Annotated in this window: 24 protein-coding genes and 1 riboswitch; of the genes, 14 read left to right on the top strand and 10 right to left on the bottom strand. The window is 36.8% G+C overall.

What is annotated here, in order from left to right:
- Positions 1-980: 980 nt before the first annotated feature.
- From MM213_RS19200 to vapC, 4 genes are all read left to right on the top strand, one after another.
- Positions 981-1,481, top strand: a complete 501-nt coding sequence (locus tag MM213_RS19200; RefSeq protein WP_241414508.1) for a hypothetical protein — start codon at positions 981-983, stop codon at positions 1,479-1,481.
- Between the two features lie 42 nt (positions 1,482-1,523).
- Positions 1,524-1,775, top strand: a complete 252-nt coding sequence (locus MM213_RS19195) for a hypothetical protein (protein WP_241414507.1) — start codon at positions 1,524-1,526, stop codon at positions 1,773-1,775.
- A gap of 286 nt (positions 1,776-2,061) precedes the next feature.
- Entirely contained in the window at positions 2,062-2,253 is a 192-nt protein-coding gene (locus MM213_RS19190) for a type II toxin-antitoxin system VapB family antitoxin (RefSeq protein WP_241276060.1), read from the top strand.
- A 13-nt stretch (positions 2,254-2,266) separates the two neighbouring features.
- Positions 2,267-2,659, top strand: coding sequence for a type II toxin-antitoxin system VapC family toxin (gene vapC, locus MM213_RS19185; protein WP_241414506.1), 393 nt, complete (start codon positions 2,267-2,269; stop codon positions 2,657-2,659).
- 579 nt (positions 2,660-3,238) lie between these two features.
- On the opposite strand, the gene MM213_RS19180 is transcribed toward vapC, so the two are convergent.
- The 5 genes from MM213_RS19180 to MM213_RS19160 form a co-directional block, all read right to left on the bottom strand.
- Positions 3,239-3,568, bottom strand: a complete 330-nt coding sequence (locus MM213_RS19180; protein WP_241414505.1) for a hypothetical protein — start codon at positions 3,566-3,568, stop codon at positions 3,239-3,241.
- Positions 3,565-3,813: a hypothetical protein gene (locus tag MM213_RS19175; protein ID WP_241276063.1), complete on the bottom strand. Its 249-nt coding sequence runs from the start codon at positions 3,811-3,813 to the stop codon at positions 3,565-3,567. Before MM213_RS19175 ends, MM213_RS19180 begins: the two co-directional genes overlap by 4 nt.
- 243 nt (positions 3,814-4,056) lie before the next feature.
- Complete coding sequence (locus MM213_RS19170; RefSeq protein WP_241414504.1) at positions 4,057-4,758, bottom strand: Dph6-related ATP pyrophosphatase; 702 nt, start codon at positions 4,756-4,758, stop codon at positions 4,057-4,059.
- Complete coding sequence (locus tag MM213_RS19165) at positions 4,759-5,838, bottom strand: YncE family protein (RefSeq protein ID WP_241414503.1); 1,080 nt, start codon at positions 5,836-5,838, stop codon at positions 4,759-4,761.
- Positions 5,835-7,715: a TonB-dependent receptor gene (locus tag MM213_RS19160; RefSeq protein WP_241414502.1), complete on the bottom strand. Its 1,881-nt coding sequence runs from the start codon at positions 7,713-7,715 to the stop codon at positions 5,835-5,837. The genes MM213_RS19165 and MM213_RS19160 overlap by 4 nt, the downstream gene beginning before the upstream one ends.
- Before the next feature lie 176 nt (positions 7,716-7,891).
- A riboswitch (cobalamin riboswitch) is annotated at positions 7,892-8,110 on the bottom strand.
- Positions 8,111-8,282: 172 nt separating this feature from the next.
- On the opposite strand from MM213_RS19160, the gene MM213_RS19155 reads away from it, so the two are divergent.
- From MM213_RS19155 to MM213_RS19145, 3 genes are read left to right on the top strand one after another with little or no spacing between them, the layout of a single operon-like run.
- Entirely contained in the window at positions 8,283-9,440 is a 1,158-nt protein-coding gene (locus tag MM213_RS19155; RefSeq protein WP_241414501.1) for an ABC transporter substrate-binding protein, read from the top strand.
- A complete protein-coding gene (locus MM213_RS19150; RefSeq protein WP_241414500.1) occupies positions 9,430-10,464 on the top strand; it encodes a FecCD family ABC transporter permease in 1,035 nt (344 codons plus the stop codon). The genes MM213_RS19155 and MM213_RS19150 overlap by 11 nt, the downstream gene beginning before the upstream one ends.
- 10 nt (positions 10,465-10,474) lie before the next feature.
- Positions 10,475-11,464: an ABC transporter ATP-binding protein gene (locus MM213_RS19145; RefSeq protein ID WP_241414499.1), complete on the top strand. Its 990-nt coding sequence runs from the start codon at positions 10,475-10,477 to the stop codon at positions 11,462-11,464.
- Between the two features lie 215 nt (positions 11,465-11,679).
- Here MM213_RS19145 and MM213_RS19140 read toward each other — a convergent pair whose 3' ends face one another.
- Complete coding sequence (locus tag MM213_RS19140; protein WP_241414498.1) at positions 11,680-12,036, bottom strand: YraN family protein; 357 nt, start codon at positions 12,034-12,036, stop codon at positions 11,680-11,682.
- Between the two features lie 112 nt (positions 12,037-12,148).
- Between MM213_RS19140 and lipB the strand changes: the two genes are divergently transcribed.
- The 7 genes from lipB to MM213_RS19105 all read left to right on the top strand — a co-directional run bounded on the left by lipB (position 12,149) and on the right by MM213_RS19105 (position 19,661).
- Positions 12,149-12,868 (top strand): lipoyl(octanoyl) transferase LipB, encoded by a 720-nt coding sequence (gene lipB, locus MM213_RS19135; RefSeq protein WP_241414497.1) that lies wholly within the window; start codon positions 12,149-12,151, stop codon positions 12,866-12,868.
- 23 nt (positions 12,869-12,891) lie between these two features.
- Positions 12,892-13,293 (top strand): hypothetical protein, encoded by a 402-nt coding sequence (locus MM213_RS19130; protein WP_241414496.1) that lies wholly within the window; start codon positions 12,892-12,894, stop codon positions 13,291-13,293.
- A 7-nt stretch (positions 13,294-13,300) separates the two neighbouring features.
- Entirely contained in the window at positions 13,301-14,038 is a 738-nt protein-coding gene (locus MM213_RS19125; RefSeq protein ID WP_241414495.1) for a 3'-5' exonuclease, read from the top strand.
- Positions 14,039-14,407: 369 nt separating this feature from the next.
- A complete protein-coding gene (locus MM213_RS19120; protein WP_241414494.1) occupies positions 14,408-15,571 on the top strand; it encodes an ATP-binding protein in 1,164 nt (387 codons plus the stop codon).
- A gap of 284 nt (positions 15,572-15,855) precedes the next feature.
- Positions 15,856-18,057 (top strand): ribonuclease R, encoded by a 2,202-nt coding sequence (rnr, locus tag MM213_RS19115; protein WP_241414493.1) that lies wholly within the window; start codon positions 15,856-15,858, stop codon positions 18,055-18,057.
- The gene (locus tag MM213_RS19110; RefSeq protein WP_241414492.1) at positions 18,023-19,018 is read left to right on the top strand and encodes a polyprenyl synthetase family protein; all 996 of its coding nucleotides are present in this window, start codon (positions 18,023-18,025) and stop codon (positions 19,016-19,018) included. Before rnr ends, MM213_RS19110 begins: the two co-directional genes overlap by 35 nt.
- Positions 19,019-19,031: 13 nt before the next feature.
- The gene (locus MM213_RS19105) at positions 19,032-19,661 is read left to right on the top strand and encodes a rhomboid family intramembrane serine protease (protein ID WP_241276102.1); all 630 of its coding nucleotides are present in this window, start codon (positions 19,032-19,034) and stop codon (positions 19,659-19,661) included.
- A 41-nt stretch (positions 19,662-19,702) separates the two neighbouring features.
- On the opposite strand, the gene MM213_RS19100 is transcribed toward MM213_RS19105, so the two are convergent.
- From MM213_RS19100 to rplU, 4 genes are all read right to left on the bottom strand, one after another.
- Complete coding sequence (locus tag MM213_RS19100; protein WP_241414491.1) at positions 19,703-20,011, bottom strand: HPF/RaiA family ribosome-associated protein; 309 nt, start codon at positions 20,009-20,011, stop codon at positions 19,703-19,705.
- A 107-nt stretch (positions 20,012-20,118) separates the two neighbouring features.
- Positions 20,119-22,845, bottom strand: a complete 2,727-nt coding sequence (locus tag MM213_RS19095) for a S9 family peptidase (protein WP_241414490.1) — start codon at positions 22,843-22,845, stop codon at positions 20,119-20,121.
- Positions 22,846-23,108: 263 nt separating this feature from the next.
- Positions 23,109-23,369 (bottom strand): 50S ribosomal protein L27, encoded by a 261-nt coding sequence (rpmA, locus tag MM213_RS19090; protein WP_241276079.1) that lies wholly within the window; start codon positions 23,367-23,369, stop codon positions 23,109-23,111.
- Between the two features lie 34 nt (positions 23,370-23,403).
- Complete coding sequence (gene rplU, locus MM213_RS19085) at positions 23,404-23,715, bottom strand: 50S ribosomal protein L21 (protein ID WP_241276080.1); 312 nt, start codon at positions 23,713-23,715, stop codon at positions 23,404-23,406.
- Between the last annotated feature and the right edge of the window lie 497 nt (positions 23,716-24,212).

The raw sequence follows: 24,212 nt of genomic DNA, 5'->3' as shown, positions 1-24,212 counted from the left end.
TAGCTTGCCTTTCAAGAATAATAAGCTCTGATTCGTCAAAAGAACTACCTAATGACTTGACAACTTTATTGATTCTTCCCACTTTTTGGATAATCTGTACACTAAAGCTACCGCTGGAATTCTTTTTGCGTCTTACAAACATAAACTAAAAATAGTCCGAGACACCCAAAAATACAAAATCAAACAATCTAAGGCAATGAAATTCAAACACTTAATTTTAAACTAAAATACACCCGCACAAAACAGGAGCAGTTAGGTGGATTGGTTGGATTTAACCCCAATTGACGCTAGGAATTTTACAAAATTCACGAGAAGATGATTGCGGAAATATTCTTTGTACTACGCACTTCAAAGCGGCAATAGCCCTGTAATCTTCGCAGATAATGAATATGTGACCAATCCTATAGCGGCTTAGCACACATATCTTAATTCCTTAGAAATAATATTCTGCTAAAGCCAATAGGCGTGAATTAATATTTATATGGATGGGCTAAAGCACCATCCCAATTCAAAGAGGGTACTTTTTAGCCCCCCTAATTCTCGGCCTCAAAGAAAGAATGGTGTATTTGATTATTGACGATTTAAGATTGACAATTGGTAGGGATATAAGTTATTGTAATGATGAAAAAAGTTATGTTTTTATCGAAAAAAGTTGATTGGGTGAAAGATTATTTCACCAATCCTAAATTATACTTGTATAGTTAAATAAATTACCAACCAAATAAATTAAATTTGTTATGAGGGAGTTAAGTGTTTAAAAAATTGAGATAGTTAGTTGGGTAGTGTAAATTTCCCAGAAATGTATTTTGGATATTGTTTCAGTTTTTACTGGTGTCACTTTAGCTGGTGCTGTAGGTGCTTCCGCTGTGGTGGAACAATTTGCGGAGGTTTTGGTTTGGTTTGATTTCAAATTTGAAAAATAAATAGGATTGATCATTTTTAATATAATATCAATTCTTTTAACACTAAATATTTGAATCATGTATCTATCATTTGTAATTATTTTAAGTCTCTTTCTGAAAACTGAAATAAATGAACAGGTTTCAGTTAGTATTGATATATCAAAGGTTATGAATATGGAGGGTACTGTTGACTTGGTCGATTTAAAAGGAAATCTATTTAAAGAAATTGAATTATCTAATGAGGGTCTATCATTGGGAAATGTTTCTGTTGGAAAAGATGCTGGGGTTTATGCCACTTTAGATAACTTTCATCAAGGATTCAAATTCAACACCTCTTTGTCCAAACTAGAAAGCACTTCTCAGGGAAAATTGATTTTCAAAAGAAAAAGAAAGCCAAAAAATGGTGTTTTGTGGAAAAACAATAATTCGGAAACCATAGCCGCTACAACCAATATTGGAAAAGGGGAAGTGATTATCATCATCGACAAGTTAGATGACGAAGCTTTGTTAGCAATGATCTTAATGGAAAGAATTCATCATGCAAGATCATTGTTGTTAGCCAATACGACTTTCTTTTGAGCTATAAGGATCTTGTTGTTTTGAATTCGAATTGTCAAGTTTATGAACGCAAATTATTTAAAAATACTTATCCCACTATGGTCTCTAGGGATCATAGCTTTTATTATTTTAAGTCCAACTGAATTAAAAATCCTCCCTATGCTAGCTGTTATTTTTATGGCTACTGGAATAAATTATTCATTATTCAAATACCTCAAAGCTTTTCCTTCAGAAAAAAGTAATCTATATTATATGAATCCATTCAATCAATTTGAGAAAACTGTTAAAATAGCAAAGCCTTTAAGATTGGTTTAGTTTTTTTCATGTTTCAGATGATTCTATGGTTAGATATTATAGAGTTTGAATATGAGAGATATGTTTTTTTCTTTGTAGTTATTCCCTTGCTATGCTATATTTTCTTAGCTATTTACTATTATAATAGTAGGCAGAAATCCGAGGATTGAAATTATAAGGTCATATATTTCTATATTTAATTTCCTGTATTCTAACGATAACTCAAATTCCTTTAAGGCAATTTTATTAGAATTCGAATATTTATGTGTAAAAATTTTTATAATTTTATGTATAAAAAAGATTAAGGATGAGAACCAATATAGAGATAGACCAAAAAGTAATTGATGAAATTCTTGAAAAAACAAGTATCAAAACAAAACGTGAGGCAGTCGATTTGGCATTAAAGGAATTTCTCCGAATGATCAAGTTGAAAGAACTGTCTGAACTGGCTGGTAAAGTCAATTGGTCTGGAGATTTAGATGCCATGAGGACTGATTGAAATGGACAATGTATTGATAGATACTAGTGTGTGGATTAATTTTTTTGGAGGAAAAGACCAAAAGATTATCAGTGCCGTTCAGGAATTACTCTATCGAGATAAAGTGGTGATTTGTCCTCCTGTTTACCAAGAGATTTTGCAGGGAATCAAGTATCCCAAGGAATTTTTGGATATGAAGGATAGGTTTGGTGCATTGAAACAATTACATGCAGATCCATTTCAGGCAGCTGAAGGTGCAGCTCAGATATATTCTGTTTTAAGGTCAAAAGGTGTTACCATAAGAAAGAGCAATGATTGTTTGATTGCTTGGTATGCCATGACTTCCGATGCAGTTCTTTTTCATTTGGATAAGGATTTTGTACCAATTTCTGAATTTTTCAAACTCCGATTCTATCAGGTAAATTAAGGTGGTTTGAAATGTATCTATAATGAAAAATATAGCTTTAGCTATTTACCATTCCATTTGGTCTTTCGGACTCATTGTCTACTTTTGGTTGTAAAGGTTTTTTTATACACAGAAGATTTAAAACACTTGATGGTTGTCGAAAATAAGTTGAAGGTTATTGACCCAGTATTTAACATCTTAAATGTAGTTGAATTTTGACTTTATTTATTTCATCCATATAATCATGTATAAAAACAGCTATATTAAATTCATACCAAGGTTAATCGTATGCTCTATAGGCTTATTCCTTTTTTTCTATGACAAAACTTTAGCCAGATATTTTATTTTCCCAACACTCATAATTATGGGATTAATTGAGCTAGCCATGAAAAAAAGACAAAAAAATCAAGGCTGAATTTCATTGAGAAATTCTTTTTAGGATAGTTTCTTGGATTTTAAACCTGGGAAGGGAAATCTCCGAATGATTTTAATTCGATTATTCCTAAATTAACATCCGTGGTTACTGACCAACATGGTGTTAGACTTCTAACAATATCGGGTATTTAAAAAAAAACAATTACGAAAACAGCAAACTTTAAGTCACAAATGCTTTCTTATTCGATGATTATTACTTAAAAATCGGACCAAGTAGAACATTTCTTGATCTTGTCTATAACTATTGAAGAACACATACCAAGTTGTATTCTTATTTCTCTTGAAAGAAGTATAATGCATTCCCTTTCCATACTTTTCGAAATACTCTGGCGCAAGTTTTTTGGATTTATTCGGTAAATCTTTTTCGATTTCGGCAAAAAGATCATCAGCATAACGGTACGCATCTTCGAAAAAGCCGAAGTACTCCTTTTCATAAAGAATTAATGACAACTCTTCAAAGTATGCCCTGATTTCAGGAAGGAAGAGCACTTTCATTTATGATAGATTTTTTTCAAATCCTCCTCTATACCTTTCATTAGTTCACTTTTTGTGATCCCCCTATGAAAATCTTCAGGTAGGCCATTCTCCTCACCCGACTCCCTCAATCCAAGAACTTGCGCAAGCAAGGTGTCTACTAGGTTGTTCAAGCTTCGATTTTCTTTTTTTGCAAGGTACTCAAGCTTTTCTCTGACTGAGTCACTAAGCCTTAGTGATGTTGTTTTTCTTTTAGATGTGTTCATTTGTGTTTATTTGTATTCATTCGAGTTACAAATATACATTTTTTACTTTAATGGATTAAATCTAAGCTCTATAGGCTTATTCCTTTTTTTCTATGACAAAACTTTAGCCAGATATTTTATTTTCCCAACACTCATAATTATGGGATTAATTGAGCTAGCCATGAAAAAAAGACAAAAAAATCAAGGTTGAATTCCCTCCTGCATCAGCTGGAGGTTTAGGACAATGACAAAGGTTGAAGAAAATCACCCCAATTCTGCAAACCAAAATTTCTTCTCTATCTCCTTGCCTTCATCTGTCTTGAAATGATAAGATTTGCTGATAGTCTGTTTTTTGCTGACAGCAATTGGATGCTGAAAAATTGGACCATCATAACAAAAAGTATGGAATTCACCGTTTTCACCACAAGGGTCTATTTTGTATGGTAAGTTTTTAAGAAATTCCAAATTAAAGATACTCCCAACCCATTTTTCTTCTATCAAATCGGCATCTGCCGCACAGATCAACGTTTGAAAGCCAGCTGCAATAAAATCCCTTGCAGTTTGGGCAGTATCTTTCTTCCAAAGTGGAAAAATGGCTTTGAAGTCTCTTTTGGAAAGTTGTTGTTCTCGATAAGCTTTCAGGTCTTCCAGATAAATGTCCCCATAGGCAATGGTCTCTATTCCCTCTGTTTTGAGGGTGTCTAGATAAGAATTGATGGCTGTTTCATATTCCTTGTTATCACCACTAGCAGGATAGTAGATCTTATCAAGATCCATCCCAATAGATTCTGCTTGTTTCTCTATAAGTGATTCTTGGATGCCATGCATGCCCACTCTTCGGCTTTCTTCGCCGAAGGTGGTATGCAATCTGACTACTTCATATCGAGGGTCATTCATCAGTTTCCAGAGGGCAAAAGCACTGTCTTTGCCCCCTGACCAACTCATGGAAATCTTGATTTTTTTCATTTATCTTCTGAATATAAAACCTGATGGTCCTACCCCCGTCGGGATAGTTTTAACTTCAGCCCCACTTTGGTTGATGACTATGGATGTCCCAGATCCTTGGAAACCATTGTTCTCAGAGAGGTAGATGTTTTTATCAAAATTATCAAAACCAATTCCATAAAAACCATTTCCTTCATAAAAGGAGGCGTCAAGGACTTGGCCTGAAGTGATTGATATTTTTGAAACAGCATCATTGTAATCTGGCCAGCCAGTAGAAGTGATGATGTATGCCTCCCCATTTTCTCCCAAAGTTAACTTTGAAGTTGTGTTTGAAATATTTATCTCGGTAGAATTTGTAATACTGTAATCAGTTTTGTTGATTTCATGGAAAAATATACCACTTGAACTCCTTGAGAAAAGTAGTAGTTTGTTATCATGTTCTATGAATCTGACCGGAGTTCCTTCAACGTCAATACTTCTGTTGACAGTATCAATTCCTATTCTCATTACATCAATTTTTCGAGCAGCAGAGCATACAATCAGCAAATCATTATTGATTTTATGAAAATTTTCGGGGCGACTCGATGTCCTTGATTTTTTAAACACGTCACCTCCTGAAAGATTATTCACAATTGCAACATAAGATTTTGGATTTGCAAAAGTAGCATCATAAGGGCCCCAATCTGCAATGTAGATTTTGTTATCAGCTACAATAGCTGACCTAGGAATGTTTAATTCCGGGTCATTGTCATCTACAGTATTGCCACCTACAGAACCTAGGCTTTGAAATGTGTTCTTATTGACAATTTCAACCTTCCCAGTATTTGAAACCAAATAATAATAATCTTCAAATTCAACAACATCCTGTACCAATCCCGCAAAAGGTCTATTGTTGACTTTTTCAAAAATACTCTGTTGAACGTCTCCTGTGTTGAAGTTGTAATGGCTGATATCTCCGTCACGGGAACTGAAGTTCCCTTCATTGATGATCAATAATCCCTTCTCATACTCGCCCAAAGGACGCTCGTCCCTACTGCTGTCACAAGAGTAGATGAACAATGATAGGGCGAACAAATAGCCTAATAGTCTAAAATTTTTCATAGTGTTAAATTAATATTGATTAGATAATTTCTTCCGGGCATAGCTCTTAGCCTGAGAACTTGGTAATCGTTGTTTGTGATGTTATTTACTTGAAAGCCTATAGCGGCATTTACTTTTGGAATGAATTCAAGTTTTTTGCTAAACCCGACATCCAAAAGCCCATAAGGCGCTACAGCCGACATATTGTCGGTGTTGATAAACCTTTCACCGATCCAATGTCCATTGACAAAAGCGGAATTGGATTTATAGCTAAGGAGGAGATTCCCCTGTGCTTTGTGCTTGGGTGTATAGGGAAGTTGGTTTCCTTGTGACCTGTCATTCTCAGATAAGGTGTTGAGGATCGTGGCCAAGGTATAATTGTAACTTCCATTGAATTCAACTTGGATTTGATCAAAGGACTTCGTCACAGTGGCGAAGTATTCTAGTCCTTGATTTCTCACTTCCCTGATATTTTCAGGACTCCAAAAACCTCCTCTTGGTAGCCAAATGATCCAATTGTCCACCCACATACTGTAAAGATTAATTTGGTTGCTTAACCTGAATCCGTTGCTTGTATATTCTTGTTTGAATCCCAGCTCGGCACTGATACTCTCTTCGGATTCGATGTCTGGATTTCCTCCAGGTACCCAGAACCTATCATTCAGGGTTGGAATTTTGAAACTCCTAGATACAGATGCATGGGTGCTCAAACTGTTTTTATCATTTTTGAAAAATGTCCATTCCGAACCAATACTTGGGGTGAATGGAGCAAGATCACCATCGTAGATCATTTGTCTCAAATTCAAAGAAAATGCAATATTGGAAGCTGGAAGATAATTGATGGATTGATAGAGTTCAATTCTATCCTCAGTCGCTTCGTAGCTGCTTAGGTTCCCTCTTACATGATTGAATCTGATTCCAGATTTTGATTTGACTTTGGAGGAAATATTCCAATCCATATCAGTTGATAGCAGGTACTGGGAGGTTTTGTTGCTTCCACCATTGAAATTCAATTCATCTAGTATGACTCCTGTTTTGATGTTCCAGACAGTAGAAGAGGAGAATCTGTTATAGTCAACTACAGCTCTGAAATTTCTGTCTATCTGATGATCCTTGTCATTGGAACCCATGACAGGTTGGATTTGCCTGTCAGTATGATTCCACCAAATAGATGTACTGAGTTGCTGATGCTCGCTGAGATTCCAAGCCAAATCTTGCATAGCACCGAATTGCTCAATTTCAGCATTTTTTTGTCTCTCCTCCGGACTTCCAGCCCTTGCCAGATTGTTGAATTTGAAATTGTTTTTTGAGAAATTCCTATAAACTCGAGATCTGGTAGAGAAGTATTTGTTTGAATACGCATATTCAACTTGCTGATTCCATCTGCCAAAACTCCCAAGCGTACTGAGGATTTTGGTTTGGTGTCCTTTGCTGAATGTATTTTTGTTGTTGAGGTGAATGGCTCCTCCGATGGCATCTGATCCATACAGTGCACCACTGCTACCATAGTGAATGGTAGCTTCGTCAAATCCACCTACTGGCAAGATCGAAAAATCTGCCTGCCCAAGAGAAGGGCTGTTGATAGGAAGACCATTCCAAAAAACAGCATTGTGTCCAGCGGAAGTACCTCTCATTGTCAGGGATGCCAACATTCCTGGACCGTATTGTCTGAGGAACAAACCTGTTCGTTGTTGTAGCAATTCTGCCAAGGCTTGTCCTTGAAAATCCTCTAAATCTCTTGAATTCAAGGATTGTAGTGTTTGCCCAAAACTATATTTCTCTAGTGGGGCAGAATAAACTTCCACCAACTTTAGCTCCACAGTGTCTTGGGGGGACAATAAAGAAGTTTCTACTCCAATCGAAATTGAAGTAGCACATAAGAGACTAAGAAATAGCAATGCCTTTGAAATTAAATAATGAAAACCGATTATTTAATTCAAGTCATTCGTGGAATAAAATTGAGAGAATGGATCATGTTTTGGATTCTGGGAGTCTTCGCTTGCATACCAAGCGAATAAAGGAAACCAGAATCTATGACATTTTCTTTTCATCTCAGCCTTTCACCCGAAAGCTTTGAATTTGATTTGAAGAGGCAGGTCTCCTGGCTTCCTTGAGCTTTCCGGCCTTCTCGTCCCGAAACTTCGGGGCAATGGCAATGGAGGTGGAAAGCTACTATCTCGATAGTTTTCGAGATGAGGTTACAGTTGCGGGGACAGCTTTGGTATTTCACCAAATTCCCTTTTAATCCCGAGAGCCTGAATAAGGATCGGGAACCAATTCTGAGCGCAAACATAAGCAATCCAAACCTAGAATTTCAAATATTCTTTGGAATATTTATTTGATTCTGGAAATTGGCGCGGAATTATGAAGGTCTATTTAAAAAATCAGCTTTTTATTTCAAATTGCTTAAAAACGAATCCCATTTGTATCTTTGGAGCGAATTATCATTCAATCTTCAAAATAAAATGCGACATTTCACCCTTTTTAAATCACATTTAAATCTCTTCATTTCTTTGTTTTTTCTTTTTTCTTGTACAGAAAGAAATAGTAATGGAATTGTGGATGTTGAAGTTTTGGAAAATTCCTACGCTACAGGTTTTCAGGTTCTTAAAGGAGAAGGTTTTTGGGTTTTGGAAGTGACACAGGCATTTCCCGGGGAGCATGAACCATTCAGGTATTTGGTAATGGAGAATGAAAAAGCCTCTATTCCAGAAGGGGATTTTGATGCAGTAGTTACTTTGCCGATCGAAAAGGTTATTTTGACATCGACAACCCAAATCCCACATCTGGATCTTTTGGGTTGCACAGAAAAACTGGCAGGATTTCCCAATTTAAATTTGATTTCTTCAAAAAAAGCTAGGCAGAGAATTGGTGCTGGATTTGTAGAAGATCTTGGTTCAGGTGCACAGTCCAATGTGGAAATGATGATAGATTTGGCTCCTGATTGGGTGATGATTTCTACCTTGGGAGAGGATCTTAAAAATATAGATTTGCTAAAAGCTGCGAAAATCCCTGCTTTGATCAATGGAGAATATGTAGAACAACATCCACTTGGAAGGGCAGAATGGATCAAGTTTACAGGTGTTTTTTTGGGCAAATATGAGGAATCCAAAGCTGTGTTTGAAGAGATCGAAAATGAATATTTGAAGGCATTGGGTTTGGTAGCTAAAATACCTGAGCACACAAAACCATCAGTAATGGCGGGTGTGATGTATAAAGATATTTGGTATGTTCCCGGGAATGATTCCTGGGGAGCACAATTGCTCCAAGCCGCTGGAGGAAAGTATCTTTTCGAAGAGCAATCAGGCACGGGCAGTGCTCAGCTTAATTATGAATATGTTTTGGATAAGGCTCAGGAAGCTGATTTCTGGCTAGGAGCTTCTGATTTCGTTACTCTGGAAGCAATGAAAGGTGCTGATAGAAGATACTCGGATTTTGCTGCATTTCAGAATGGGAATGTTTATTCTTATACTTCCAAAAAAGGCGAGACTGGAGGGATAGAATATTTTGAATTGGGGTATATGAGACCTGATTTGATCCTGAAGGATTTGATCAAAATCCTTCATCCTAGTGTTTTGCCTGAGTATTCTTTATATTTTTACTCAAAACTGAATGAAAAATAAGCCGAATTATTTCCTTCTGTTTTCTGTGGGGATCATAAGCTGCATAGTGGTTTTTATGGTCAACTTGAGCATTGGGTCAGTAAGTATTCCTGTGTCCGAGATCGGTATGAGTTTTTTCGGAAATGAGTTTAGCAGAAAATCTTGGGAAATAATCGTGTTTGACTACAGGATACCAAAAGCATTTACAGCTGTTTTGGCGGGGATCACATTGTCAGTTAGTGGGCTTCAGATGCAGACTTTTTTCAGAAATCCATTGGCTGGACCATTTGTATTGGGGATTAGTTCTGGGGCAGGATTGGGGGTTGCATTATTGGTGATGGCAGGTTCTGCGTTTGGACTTAGCTTCTTCTCAGGAGGATTTGGGTTATGGGCTGTGGTGTTTGCGGCTTCAATTGGAGCTATTTTGGTGCTTCTGTTGATGAGCTTGACAGCCTGGAGGGTCAAGGATAGCATGACATTGCTGATTGTTGGTTTGATGTTTGGCAGCTTGGCTGGCGCAATAGTATCGGTATTGTCATATTTCAGCGACGCCAATCAGTTGAAGGTATATACTGTTTGGTCAATGGGGAGTTTGGGAAGCACCCATTCAGGGCAATTGGAATTATTTTTCTTTGCAAGCATACTTGGGATCATCCCCGTTCTTATATTCATAAAATCATATAATGCCATGTTACTCGGTGAAGCTTATGCAAAAAGTATGGGTGTCAATATCCATCGTTTAAGGTGGGCGATGATCATCAGTACGGGAATATTGGCAGGTTCGGCAACAGCATTTTGTGGGCCGATTGCCTTTATTGGGATAGCGGTACCGCATATGGCTCGGTTGATTTTCAAAACTGGAGACCATCGCATTCTTTTTCCTGCATCGGCATTGATGGGAGCGATAGTTTTGCTGATGTGTGATGCAATCAGCCAAATCCCTGGTTCTGCCCAGACACTTCCCATCAACGCAGTGACATCTTTGGTAGGTGCACCAATGGTGATTTGGTTGATTTTAAAAAGAAATTTCAGCAAAGAATTTTAATAGAAAGGTTTTGGGAGATAGGAAAATCATATTGAAATCAAACGGTCTGAATCTTGGGTACAAGAAGCAGGGTGAAAGCATAATCATTGCAGAAGATATAGATTTTGAGCTGAAAAAAGGAGCGTTGACTTGTCTCCTTGGACCAAATGGTGTAGGGAAATCAACATTGATAAAGACGATTATGGGGCAGTTGCCTGCACTGCAAGGATCTGTGATTTTGGACGATAGTCCTCTTGGAGATTATTCCCTAAAAGAGTTGTCAAAAAGAATAGCCGTTGTCCTAACAGATAAAGTGAGTTTGGGCAATGTGACAGTATATCAACTTGTTTCACTTGGGAGAATTCCGCATACTACCTGGCTGGGAAGTATGTCAAGTATGGACCATACGAAAGTTGAGAAAGCAATAGAGGTTACCCATATTAGCTATTTGAAGGACAAAGTGTTGAGCGAGTTGAGTGATGGGCAGCTTCAAAAAGTTATGATCGCACGTGCTTTGGCGCAGGATGGTGAGATCTTGATTTTGGACGAGCCTACAGCACATTTGGACTTGATCAATAGATTTGAGATAATGCATCTATTGAGAAAGATTGCAAAGGAAGAGAATAAGGCGGTATTGGTAGTGACTCATGATTTGGAGATTGCTATAGATACAGCAGATGAGTTTTGGTTGATGCAATGTGGTTTGCCTTTGGAGTGTGCCGCTCCAGAGGATTTGATTGTAAGTGGAAAAATAAACTTACTACTCCCGAGTGGAACCCTGAAATTCAATCCAATAACGGGAAAAATTCAAGATTCAACTCCCTATGATTATCCTATAATTCAAGGAGATGTAAAATTGACCAATTGGTTGAAATTGATCATCAGAAAAAACTCCTTAGTCTTCGATGAAGATTTGCAAGTGATTTCTATTTTAGAAAATCCATTTTTGATTAAGGTAAAGGGGGAGAAAAAAGAACAGAACTACAATTCCTTCAAGGCCTTTCTTGAAGATCTCTCTTAATTCAAGTATGTACATAGTACAATGAATGAAGTACCATGTACAAAGAATGCTATCTACCCACTTTCGTGCGTCAGCCAACCTTCCAACCTTCCAACCTTTCAATCCCCCCAATCCCCCAATCTTCCAATCTTCCAATCTTCCAATCTTAAAATCCCCCAACCCCCCCCAATCTTCCAATCTTCCAATCTTAAACCCCCCCAATCCCCAACCTCCTCTCAGTAAAAGGCATCCTCAAATTGCCTAAAATTGATGTTTCCATTTTTGTCCTGATAAACACCTACGATATCAAATCGGATGTCTTTTTGCCAATCTTTCTCGTGGATGTAATGGTCAGCAGCTTTGATGATCAATCTTCTCTTGGTATAATCAACAAATTCTTCAGCATAGCCAAAACCTGTCCCACTTCTGAACTTCACTTCGACAAAAACCAATAAACCTTTGTGTTCAAAAATCAAGTCAATTTCTGCGTGGCTATGTCTGTAATTTGCTTCTCTAAAAGTATATCCTTTTCCAGATAACCAATCTTTTACAAGCTCTTCAGCCCGCTTTCCTTTTTCATTATGCTCTGCCATAATAATATTTGTTTAATTTTGAAAAATCATTTTAAAAATTCCCGAAACTGCCAATAGTTTGTCAGAACTGAATAGAGACAAATGGCGTTTGTCAAAGAAATAGCTGTAAATCGTGAATCAAATTATAAATAAAAAAGTAAAATTTCTAGACCTTGGTCTAAAGGATTATAAAGAAACTTGGGATTTTCAAGAAGAAATTTTTGCAAAAACCGTGGCTTTGAAAATTGAGAACAGAAAATTGGGTGATGTTGGACAGCAAATGACAGAAAATCACCTCTTTTTTGTAGAGCATCCACATGTCTATACTTTGGGAAAGAGCGGTGAGCTATCACACCTTCTTCTAGATGAAAAGGGTTTGGTAGAAAAAGGAGCTACATTCTACAAAATCAATCGTGGAGGAGATATAACCTACCATGGACCGGGACAATTGGTCGGATATCCGATTTTGGATTTGGATAATTTTTTTACTGATATTCATAAGTATTTGAGGTTTCTTGAAGAGGCGGTGATCCTTACCTTGGCGGAATATGGGATTGAGGCAGGGCGAATTGATGGCTTGACAGGTGTGTGGTTAGATCATGTAGAACAGCAGAACCCGAGAAAAATTTGTGCACTTGGAGTGAAGTCCAGTAGATGGGTAACCATGCATGGTTTTGCATTCAATGTAAATGCTGATTTGGATTATTTCCGAAATATCGTTCCTTGTGGAATAGCTGATAAGGCAGTTACATCCATGCATTTGGAACTCGGAAAGAAAGTCGATGAAAAGGAAGTCAAGGAAAAGTTGAAAGGACATATCGCTTCATTGTTTGAAATGGAGCTTATTGGTTAGTTTGGTAATTTATTTTATAGAAAATGAAAAAGGATATTGATTTTCATCCAGTCACAGGGGTGAAATTAGCCATTGCAAAAGAAGAAGTAAATGGACAAACTGAATGGTCAGTTTATATCATCAATTTGAACTTGATAGAATTGAATACTGTCATGATCACTTCCAAAGGTTACGGAATAATTGATGGAGAAAAAAAGAAAACCTCGACTTTGCGTCACATGATTCAAGAACTAGGATCAGAGTCAGTAGCGAAAATAGAACCTATCGACCCAGCAGTGTTTGTATTGAACAATGAGTTTTGGGTTAGTTATTATATTTTAGATCAGATTTTCGACAAAAAGTTTATATTTACAGAAGGCAGCATGGATCCTTCGAATATCCGCATGATTCCTGAGCTTGGTCTCGAAGGTGTATTGCATAGATGATATGAACATGAATAATTTTTTGAGTGACTTGAGTGATATCCTGTTTTTGGATATAGAAACAGCTTCTTCTGAACCTTCTTTTGATGCACTACCTGAGAGAATTCAAGAAGAATGGATCAAAAAGGAAAAGATCATCAAAAAATCAGATGAAGAAATCGAATCTGGGAGTCTATTTTTTGAGAAGGCAGGAATATACGCTGAGTTCGGAAAGGTCATTTGCGTAGGTGTAGGATATTTCAAATTTGATAAGGAAACTGAAGGGCTGAGCTTCAGGACAAAAAGTTTTGCGTCGGACTCCGAATATGATGCTTTATTTGAATTTTCTGAGTTGTTGCGAAAAAAGCAATGGATTCTTTGCGCACATAATGGAAAGGAATTTGATTTTCCTTACCTCTCCAGAAGGATTTTGATTAATAGAATTCCATTGCCTGAACCACTTCAGATGGCCGGCAAAAAGCCTTGGGAAATTCGTCATTTGGATACTTTGGAATTGTGGAAGTTCGGTGATTATAAGCATTACACACGTTTGGAGCTTTTGGCAGCTGTTTTTGATATTCCCACTTCCAAAGAAGGGATTGATGGTTCCCAAGTGAATGATGCTTATTACAACCAAAATGACCTCCAAGCTATTCGTGAATATTGTCTCAGAGATGTCTTGGTGACAGCACAGATTTATTTGGCTTTCCAAGGTTTACCACCTGAAATTGAGTTTGAAATTATCAATTTGGATCTTGAGCAGGAGTGATTTGATATTCATTTTTTACCATTCTATCCGCAAAAAAGATCCATGTTATTTCAAAATTGTGTTCATGTTATTTCAAAATTCATTTCGTGTTATTTCAAAATTTAATCTTTTAAATCTCGAAGTTTGGAGTCTATTAATGTGATAATTCTCCTTAGGATTTTTTAAGATTGAGGATAGTCAATTTTGTGCCTTACGAGGTGTGAATTCAAAATTGTTATTCTGTAATCGCAAGATTTAAGCTATGTTAATTCAAAATAAATATCATGTAAATTCAAAATTCAGATTGTGTAATTTCAAAATTTAAGTCATGTAATTTCAAAATTAAACTTGTGTTATTTCAAAATAGATGTTAATTTTGAAATAAAAACAATGCTGATTAACAGGAGGATATATGATGCAGTAAAGGCAATGATACCAAAGTATCCCATCATCGCTTTGACTGGTCCAAGGCAGTCGGGCAAGACCACTTTGTTGAAAGATTTGTTTAAAGGGTATCGGTATATTAGTCTTGAGAATCCTGACTATAGAAATTTTGCTGAGAAAGATCCAAATGGTTTTTTGGAAGAATATGATCATCAAGTGATTTTTGATGAAGTTCAAAGAGTGCCAGCACTTTTTTCATACATCCAAACAAAAGTCGATGATCATCCAGACAGGATGGGTTCTTATGTGCTTTCGGGGTCGCAGAATTTTCATTTAATGCAAAATATTACCCAAAGTCTTGCAGGGAGGGTTGCTATTTTCAAACTATTTCCCTTGGATCATTCTGAGCTAAGTTCCGCAGGTTTATTGCAAGATGAGTTTTTGGATAATTTGGTCAAAGGATATTACCCGGCTATCTACCATAGAGACATTCCTACCAAAATATTTTATTCCAATTACATTCAGACTTATATCAATCGGGATGTGAGTGAATTGATTGCGATAAGGGAAATGCGCTTGTTTCAGAATTTCCTATCCCTTTGCGCAGCAAGGGCGGGTCAGTTACTCAACTTAAATGCCTTGGCAAATGAGTGTGGCATCACACAGCCGACAGCTAAAGCATGGCTTTCGGCTTTAGAGCAAAGCTTCATTACGTTTCAGTTGTATCCTTACTATAAGAATTTCAGCAAAAGAACATTGAAAACTCCAAAGCTGTACTTCTATGATACAGGATTGTTATGTCATCTGCTTAAGATTTCATCTGTTGAGAAGCTTTTGATTCATCCAATCAAAGGAGCATTATTCGAAAATATGATGATTGCAGAATATGTAAAGAAAATGCATCATTCCAATAATTTGGAAGATATTTGGTTTTGGAGAGATTCTGGGGGCAATGAAGTTGATTTATTGATTGATGATGGATTGGATTTTAGTGTTTTTGAATTTAAAGCATCAAAAACGATCACCACAGATATGTTTGATGGTTTAAACAAGTTTGAGGAGATTTCAAAAATAGAAAGGATCAAGAAATCATTGGTATATGGAGGTAAAGACAGCCAAAATCGCTCTGCTGGGAAATTAGTTTCTTGGAGGGATTTTCCTGAATGGTAAATCCCTCGTGAGCGATGTTATTAAAATTTTAAATAATCCTAAATGAACCATTTTCACGCATTTTTTTTTATTAACTTTATAGAATTGAAAGAAGAAGAGATGTTTTGAGAATAAAGCAGGAAATTAAGATAAATAATCCCCATTTTTCAGAAGGCAGAATCATCCACTGCCTCGAATGCTATAAGCACCCCCATTTTCATATCAATCAACCAAAAAAGTCTGGAAGTCCTGAATTCCAGAAATCATTATTAACAAATTAAGAAAAATATTAAAAACTCATTTTTATGGGAAGAAAATCAAATAATAGAGCCGGAAAAGGCAAAGCTAAAGGAGGAAAGGTAATGGATGCCGCCCAGTTAGCTAGAAAAGTATTGAACTTTTTGGATAATCATTTTGGAGAGGAATTCAACTCCAAGCAAATTGTAAAGAAGTTAGAAATCAGAGATTCAGTGGTCAAAGGCGGTGTAGAACCTATCCTACATAAGCTAGCTGCTGGAGGATCTATATCAAAATCACCAAGAAATTACTTTTCGTCAAACAAAGAGCCTGAATTTATAGAGGGCGTCGTGGATTTTGTAAACCCTCGGTTTGCTTATATTGTGGCGGATGCCAAGTATAAAGTGGAAGAGGATATCCTGATCAAAGAGGCAGATTTGAAAAACGCACTTGACGGAGACAGAGTCAGAATCATGGTTTACCCTCTAAAGGGAAATACTGGACGCATGGAAGGCAAAGTCCTCGAACTCTTGGAAAGAAGCAGGGATGAATTTGTCGGAAGAGTTGAAATATCTCCAAGATTTGCTTTTGTAGTGCCAGATTTCAAGAAAATGCACCATGATATTTTTGTGCATAAAGGAGACCTTGGAGGAGCAGAGCACAATCAGAAAGTTGTGATCAAATTGACAGAATGGAGAGATGGAGATAAGAATCCCACTGGAAAGGTAACTCGGGTATTAGGAAAAGCAGGAGAACACGAAGTGGAAATCCATTCGATCATGGCGGAATTTGGACTGCCATTCGAGTACCCAGAAGATGTTACTGCAGAAGCGGAAGCAATCTCTGAGGAGATTTCTCAAAAAGAAATCAACAACAGAAAGGATTTTAGAGGGATTACCACCTTTACCATAGATCCAGCAGATGCTAAGGATTTTGATGATGCTATTTCTTATAGAAAATTGGACAATGGAAACTTTGAAATTGGTGTGCATATCGCAGATGTCACGCATTATGTAAAGCCAAAAACAGGGTTGGAAAAAGAAGCTTACGACAGAGCCACTTCCGTGTATTTGGTAGATCGAACAATCCCAATGCTTCCAGAGCGCTTGAGTAATGGTCTCTGTTCCCTTCGTCCAAATGAAGATAAGCTTACATTTTCATGTGTTTTTGAAATGGATGAAAATGCTGATGTTGTCAAACATTGGATAGGAAGAACTGTCATTCATTCCGATAGAAGGTTTGCTTATGAACAAGCGCAAGAGAATATTGACAATCAAGAAGGAGATTTCTTTGAAGAGTTGACTTTTTTGAATGAAATGGCAAAGAAACTTCGAAAAAGAAGATTTGATAAAGGAGCTGTCAATTTTGAAACAGTGGAAGTAAAATTCAAATTGGATGAAAAAGGAACTCCTTTGGGACTGTTTGTCAAAGAAAGGAAGGATATTCACAAGATGATTGAAGAATTTATGCTTTTGGCGAATAGGACAGTGGCAGAATTTATCTTTGACAAAAACAAAGGGGCTGATACTTTTGTATATAGAGTCCATGATCATCCTGATTTGGAGAGATTGGAGACGTTTTCCAACTTTGCAAAGAAATTTGGTCATGAAATCAAAATTGGAGAGGGGAACAGGATTTCCAAAGCATTGAATCAACTCATGGATGAGATCCAAGGAAAACCGGAGCAAAATGTTTTGGAACAGCTTGCGATTCGAAGCATGGCCAAAGCGATCTACACAGTAGAGCCACGCGGTCATTTCGGTTTGGCATTTAAACATTATACTCACTTTACTTCCCCTATCAGGAGATATCCGGACATGATGGTTCACAGGTTGCTTCAGCATTATCTTGATGAAGGGAAGTCTCCTGATGCAGAAGCCTGGGAAGACAAATGTCTCCATTCTTCTGATAGAGAGAAAAGAGCTTCCAATGCAGAGCGAGCTTCTATCAAGTACAAGCAGGTCGAGTTTATGGCACTTGCTGAAGACAAAGATTATGAAGGTATCGTAGTTGGGGTGACTGAATGGGGTGTTTTCGTAGAAATTACTGAAACCAAATGTGAGGGTATGATCAGAGTTCAGGATATGAATGATGATTATTATGAATTTGATGAAAAAAATATGCGCCTCATTGGCTCAAAAAATAAAAAAATGATCACTTTAGGTGATAAAGTGAATGTCAGAGTTGTTGCTACTGACATAGATAAAAGAACAATAGATTTGGAATTTGCAGATAATGAATCAAACGACAAACCCCGTAAGCGTAAATAAGCTTTTACAAGATTTAGAGAACCATATTCAGGGATTCCAATATGGGAATTCCCCAACTGAGTTATACGAGCCTATTAGCTACATCATGAGTCTCGGTGGAAAAAGAATCCGACCTTTGTTGACTTTGATGGCATATTCTCTTTATAAAGACGACTATGAATCGATATTGACACCAGCATCTGCTGTGGAGGTTTTTCATAATTTCACTTTGATGCATGATGACATCATGGATGATGCGCCCCTAAGAAGAGGGAAAGCCACAGTTCATGAGAAGTGGAATGCCAACACAGCAATCCTCTCTGGTGATGTAATGCTGGTCAAAGCTTATGAGATGTTGGTGAAAGTGTCTCCGGAAAAACTCCCAGAGATCTTGAGTTTGTTCAATCAGACTGCCGCTGAAGTTTGCGAAGGACAACAACATGATATGAATTTTGAGAAAATTGATGTGGTTTCCGAAGAAGATTACATTGATATGATCAGACAAAAAACAGCAGTTTTGCTGGGTTTTGCCTTGCAGTTTGGTGCTTTATTAGCGGATGCTTCAAAAGAAGAGGCACAAAAGCTCTATGACTTCGGTGTCAATATTGGCATAGGCTTTCAGCTGAAAGATGATCTTTTGGATGTGTATGCAGATCAAGCCAAGTTTGGGAAGCAAGTAGGAGGAGATATCATTTCCAACAAAAAAACCTTTCTACTTATTAAAGCAAAAGAGCTTGCCCAAGGAGAAGAGAAAAATGAATTGGAAAAGTGGATTGCAAGAGAGGATTTTGATAAAGTTGAAAAAGTGAGAGCTGTCACTGAGATTTATGATAAAGTGGGTATTAAAACCCTTACAGAGTCAAAAATGCAAGATTATTTTAAGAAAGGATTTGATCAATACAACTCGCTAAATGTCCCAAATCTACCAAGTTTCAAGATGCTTTTGGAATTGACACAGGATCTTATTCATAGAGAGAAATAAATAGAATAACATGATAGAATTATCAACGACGGTGGTCATTATAGTGATCACCGTTTTGACTTCCTACTGGGGGTTCAGAAATCCACAAATCTTGGAAAGATGGATGTTTACCCCATACCTAATCAAAAATAGAAATCAGTATGATCGTTTTGTCCTGTCAGGATTTATTCACAAAGACAGCATGCATCTATTGTTCAATATGTTTACCTTTTTTTTCTTTGGAGGAGCAGTAGAGCAATTTTTACTTTACCGATTGGGATTTATCCCTGGGACTTTGGTTTTTGTACTATTCTATATTGTGGGAATTATTGTGTCTGATATTCCTACATTCTTGAAGCATCAGGATCATAGTTTTTACCGAGCTCTTGGAGCGAGTGGGGGAGTAGCGGCGACGGTTTTTGCAAGTATTATTCTGATGCCCCTTTCTGACATTTGTCTATTTGGGATTATCTGTTTGCCTGGTTTTGCCCTTGGTGTGCTATTTTTGATCTATTCTGTGGTACAAGCCAAAAAAGGGAATGATGGAATCAATCACGATGCCCATTTGTACGGCGCATTGTTTGGGATTGCTTTTATCTTAATCATAAGCCCAAGCAGTGCCCTCAATTTTCTAAATGAAATAAAAAGCTTCAGGTTGTTTTGACCTGAAGCTTTCTGATTTTTTTGATAATAATAGCAGGTTTATCACTTGCCTTTTTGAATCTGTCGGATATTTTTATCAGTTACAGACTTTAACATTCCTATCCAGTTTTCTCCCTTTTCTTCTGCAAATACATCTGGTCCTGGAATTCCTACACGCATTCCGATCGTTGTAGTAGCCGTGCCACCTTGTCCTTCGGATTTGAAATAGACATCTAAAGCATTAATATCTTGGGTGAATCTGGATAGCTTTTCAATACTAGCTCTTATCTCCTCTTGGACTTCTTGACTCACATCTAGATTTGGAGATTGAACATCAATTTTCACACCTTTATAATTTTCTGTGTAGTTCATGGTTATAAAATTTAGATTTGTTTTGAAAATATACCCTATTGTACGGATACTTGAGATCAAAAGTCATAAAAAAGCCACTCAATTTGAGTGGCTTTTTTAAATTTTTCTTAATCTGCTTTGTTATAGAGCTTTTTGAGTTGAGGGATTCCTTTATCCATCCATTCTGGAGCAGGCTTGGCCATAAGGTGGTAATCAAAATACTCCTTCATCCTTCTTTGGAAATCTTTCTGGTTTGCCTCATTTGCCAAATGATGCCCTTCATTTGGATAAGATAGGAATATTACTTCTTTGCCCATTCTTCTTGCCGCATTGTAAAGTTCTAGACCTTGCGACCAATCTACAGCGCCATCAGCAGTACCATGGAGAATCAAGAAAGGCGTTTTGATATTTGGTATATGGTGCATTGGATTTTCCCTTTGATATATCTCTCTATGTGTCCAAGGAGTCACTCCGTAGCCCATTCGTACTTGGCCTATCTCCATGATGCCATGGTGCACAGTTCCTGAACTTCCATAGATGTTGTTATAGAAACTCTCCAGGTTTGTAGGCGGAGCACCTGTTACGATGCATTTAAACATGTCTGTTTGGGTCAAGATAAATGATGTTTGATAGCCACTCCAGCTATGACCTTGAAGCCCTATATTATCCTTGTCAGCATATCCTAACTTGATCAATTCCTTGGCTGCAGATGTTATTACATCTAGAGAACTTGTCCCTGGCTTGCCTTCTTCGAATACAATATCAGGCATGAATATCACATAGCCATTGCTTGCATACGTGGAGAAATGAGGTCTATCATCATACACAGGCATTGAGTACTGATGATGGCGCTCTGACATGGTTTCATAGAAATAGATAATGGTTGGATAAGCTTTACCTTCTTCATAATCGGCAGGAAGTGTCATAGTCCCTTGTAATTTATTTCCCCTTCCATCTGTGAAATCCACCAATTTTCTTTTACCCCAAGCATACTCGCTTTGTTGTGGATTGGCATCTGTTATTTTTCTTTGGTTGGAAAAATCTGTATTTGACACATAATAATCTGGAAAATCAACAAAAGTCTGTTTTGTGAAAAACAATTTATCGGCACTTTCAGCCTTCACAGGCCTTCCATAGCTATAATCTTCATAGAGAATCGCTTTAGGCTGAGAGCCTATTGATAATGAGTAGAACCCTTCTTTTTTGGTCCATTCTCCATATGCAGTTAGCAACAATGGTTTTTTGGTATCTATCCAATCTTCTTCAGGATCCAAACTAACATGCCTAAACCTAATTTCTTGATCATTTCCAATTTTGGTTATATTCTCAGCTTTGCTTCCATCCAAAGCCAGCATCCATAGATCATATTTATGGTTTACTATTACACTTTTCCCATCTTTTGACCATCCTGCTAATCCAAAAGGGGGATTTTCATGTGGATAGGGGTGCTCCATATCCATAAAGATTACAGAGGCATTTTTAGAAATATTGATTCGTTTATCAGTATCTACATCATAGACAATCAATGCAGTATCTTTTTGATATAAATAATACTTCCCATCAGGAGAGTCTCCCAAAGTTCGGATAACCAAATCTTCAATTTTCTTTTTTTCTCCAGTAGAGATATCTACTCTATACAAATCTGCTGGAGAAATACCCCAATTAACATCACTTAAGTATGGGCTATCATCTCTTCCAATTCTGTATTTAGGATGCTTGGACTCACTGACATATTTAATTGACTCATCAGCTAACCTTACAAACTTATCTTCTTTGATGTGATAGGAAGCACTGTAAGTGAAGTTCTTGTCTCTGTTTGCTCTTATGATCTGTACAGATTGTATGTTGTCATCTTTCCAATGCCATACATCTACATTGGCAATTGTATCTTTACTCATCTTCAATTTAGCCTCTTGCTCTTTGATAGCTAGGTTAACTGTTTTTCCATCTTGGCTAAAGCTCAAGCGGCCTTTCTCGCTGATTATGAAATCAGAAGGAAACCCAGTGCTTGAGTCTGTAAGAACTTGTTTTTTCATTGAGTTATCCAGCTCTGAAAAAATCAACAAAGAATTAGGTTGTTGCAAAAGTGTATCAACTTTATTGCCTTTCAAGACAGCCAATTGATTGCCTTTACTTGCCCATTCAGATTTTTTTGATTGCGCGTCATCCCATGTGAGACTTTGGTACATTGCTTTGTCACTATCTAGATTTTTAGTAGACATATTTTTCAAGTCTAACAAAAACACACCATTACCAATTTGATCTTCTGCATCTACAATGTAAGCTAGATGAGAGCTCTTTTTGTTAAAAGAATATTCAACCACATTTCCTAAAGTAGTTACGGTTTTATTACTTAGGTCATATAGGACGAGGTCAGCACCTCTAACATCTGATTTGGCATTTTCAGGTTTATTTTTCAAAACTGTCCAATATTTTCCATCATTTGAAAAAGCCATTCTACTTGCTCTTTCTACTTCAAATTGCTCTTCGGAACTCAAGTTCATAACATGAGCTGTTTGAGTAACAGGTTTTTTGGCTTTCTTTAATTTTTCTGCCTCTACTTTGTTAGGACTTGTGAAGTAAGCTATGAAATTGCTGTTTTTAGTAAATGACGGTGAAGATCCGTATGGGATTTTTTTAATTTCTCCTGATTGAATAGCCTTAACATGAAGTGTATCATCACCACCATTTGGCCTGAGTCCGTAAGCGAACCAATTGCCATTAGCCGAAGCTGTAGTTGAGGTGATTCTGGACCATTTTCCATAGTCTTCAAGTTGTAGCGGCTTCTTTTGAGCCTGTAAGGTTCCGATGGTTAGAATCAGAATTACTGATAGAATATAATTTTTTTGTTTCATAAAGGGTATTTAAATGAGAAAATCCCAATGAAAATATGTTTGTAGAACAGGACTTATTATCATTGAAGATCTAGGTGTAAATGATCAGTTTAAATTTGAAAATTCGAAATCTGCAATTTTTGGATTGGAATCTGAAACAATATGTATTCCCTGCCTGAAAAAACAAAAAGGTATTACATTGATGGTGATATCAATATTTAGAGCAAAAAAAAATAGGACTTTCGTTTGAAAGTCCTATTTGAATATTGTTGAAGAATAAAATCTTAAGCTGTAGCAGGTACTACATGTACATAAGATCTACCGTCGAATTTCTTTTTGAATTCAACTTTTCCATCAGCAGTTGCGAAAAGTGTATGGTCTTTACCCAAACCTACATTTTCTCCTGGATGATGTTTTGTACCTCTTTGTCTTACGATGATGTTACCAGCGATAACAGCTTCACCGCCGAATTTTTTTACACCTAGTCTTTTGCTATGTGATTCTCTACCGTTTCTGGAACTACCGACACCTTTCTTGTGAGCCATGATATTTAATGTTTATGATTCCTAATAGGATATCTTATAATACAATACTTTCAATCAATACTTTAGTGAAATCTTGTCTGTGACCGTTTTTCTTTTTGTAACCTTTTCTTCTTTTCTTTTTGAAGACAATTACTTTGTCACCTTTCACATGATCAAGGATTTTACCTGATACCTTTGCTCCGGATAATAATGGAGCACCAATTGACACTGAACCGTTGTCTTCCGCCAACAGTACCTGGTCAAATTCCACGGAAGCGCCAGCTTCGCCTTGCAACTTAGGTGCATAAACGTACTGATCTTTTGTTACTTTGAACTGCTTTCCTGCGATGTTAACTATTGCGTACATAGATTTTCGTTGGATACTTTTTATCAAATTGAGGTGCAAATATAGCAACTCCCTTTGATACAAAAAAATAAGTTTATAAATATCATCATAAATTTAACGTTTCCCGTTTCTTCTGTTTAAAAGCAATTCATTTTTTGAAGTAGTTTCAACCGTATTCAAAGGAAGTCCAATAATAAGTTTGATGTGAAATGTGGCCTGATTTTGCTGTCTTCAAATCTGTATAAGAGGGGTTTTTTGTAAGTGGTTTTGTGCCATGCTTTTATACAAATATCAATATTTCTTAAATTGGGTTAATCTTATGTAAATGATTGTATACTAGATTCTTTATTGCTGTTGTATGAAAATTTCATTCTTCTTGCATTATTGACCGAAGGTCAAAAAAATGGTGATTTTCGGGCTAAAAAATTTTTTCATTTTTTTTTATAAATCTTGACTGTTCACTTTATAGCCTATTTAGGAGAACAAAAGATTTAAATTAATGTGTGTAAATAACAGTA

The sequence above is a fragment of the Belliella alkalica genome (genome assembly GCF_022549785.1).
GTDB classification, from domain to species: Bacteria; Bacteroidota; Bacteroidia; order Cytophagales; family Cyclobacteriaceae; genus Belliella; species Belliella alkalica.
Note: the sequence above shows the minus strand (reverse complement) of the source record. Positions and strands in the feature narration are given on the sequence as shown.

Bases quoted from the DNA above. Each gene is read 5' to 3' on its own strand.
- MM213_RS19180 (WP_241414505.1), bottom strand. From the start codon at position 3,568: ATGAAAGTGCTCTTCCTTCCTGAAATCAGGGCATACTTTGAAGAGTTG.
- MM213_RS19150 (WP_241414500.1), top strand. From the start codon at position 9,430: ATGAAAAATAAGCCGAATTATTTCCTTCTGTTTTCTGTGGGGATCATA.
- rpmA (WP_241276079.1), bottom strand. From the start codon at position 23,369: ATGGCTCACAAGAAAGGTGTCGGTAGTTCCAGAAACGGTAGAGAATCA.
- MM213_RS19170 (WP_241414504.1), bottom strand. From the start codon at position 4,758: ATGAAAAAAATCAAGATTTCCATGAGTTGGTCAGGGGGCAAAGACAGT.
- rnr (WP_241414493.1), top strand. From the start codon at position 15,856: ATGGGAAGAAAATCAAATAATAGAGCCGGAAAAGGCAAAGCTAAAGGA.
- MM213_RS19110 (WP_241414492.1), top strand. From the start codon at position 18,023: ATGAATCAAACGACAAACCCCGTAAGCGTAAATAAGCTTTTACAAGAT.
- MM213_RS19140 (WP_241414498.1), bottom strand. From the start codon at position 12,036: ATGGCAGAGCATAATGAAAAAGGAAAGCGGGCTGAAGAGCTTGTAAAA.
- MM213_RS19165 (WP_241414503.1), bottom strand. From the start codon at position 5,838: ATGAAAAATTTTAGACTATTAGGCTATTTGTTCGCCCTATCATTGTTC.
- MM213_RS19155 (WP_241414501.1), top strand. From the start codon at position 8,283: ATGCGACATTTCACCCTTTTTAAATCACATTTAAATCTCTTCATTTCT.
- rplU (WP_241276080.1), bottom strand. From the start codon at position 23,715: ATGTACGCAATAGTTAACATCGCAGGAAAGCAGTTCAAAGTAACAAAA.
- MM213_RS19100 (WP_241414491.1), bottom strand. From the start codon at position 20,011: ATGAACTACACAGAAAATTATAAAGGTGTGAAAATTGATGTTCAATCT.
- MM213_RS19195 (WP_241414507.1), top strand. From the start codon at position 1,524: ATGAACGCAAATTATTTAAAAATACTTATCCCACTATGGTCTCTAGGG.
- MM213_RS19120 (WP_241414494.1), top strand. From the start codon at position 14,408: ATGCTGATTAACAGGAGGATATATGATGCAGTAAAGGCAATGATACCA.
- MM213_RS19095 (WP_241414490.1), bottom strand. From the start codon at position 22,845: ATGAAACAAAAAAATTATATTCTATCAGTAATTCTGATTCTAACCATC.
- MM213_RS19175 (WP_241276063.1), bottom strand. From the start codon at position 3,813: ATGAACACATCTAAAAGAAAAACAACATCACTAAGGCTTAGTGACTCA.
- MM213_RS19125 (WP_241414495.1), top strand. From the start codon at position 13,301: ATGAATAATTTTTTGAGTGACTTGAGTGATATCCTGTTTTTGGATATA.
- MM213_RS19190 (WP_241276060.1), top strand. From the start codon at position 2,062: ATGAGAACCAATATAGAGATAGACCAAAAAGTAATTGATGAAATTCTT.
- MM213_RS19200 (WP_241414508.1), top strand. From the start codon at position 981: ATGTATCTATCATTTGTAATTATTTTAAGTCTCTTTCTGAAAACTGAA.
- MM213_RS19130 (WP_241414496.1), top strand. From the start codon at position 12,892: ATGAAAAAGGATATTGATTTTCATCCAGTCACAGGGGTGAAATTAGCC.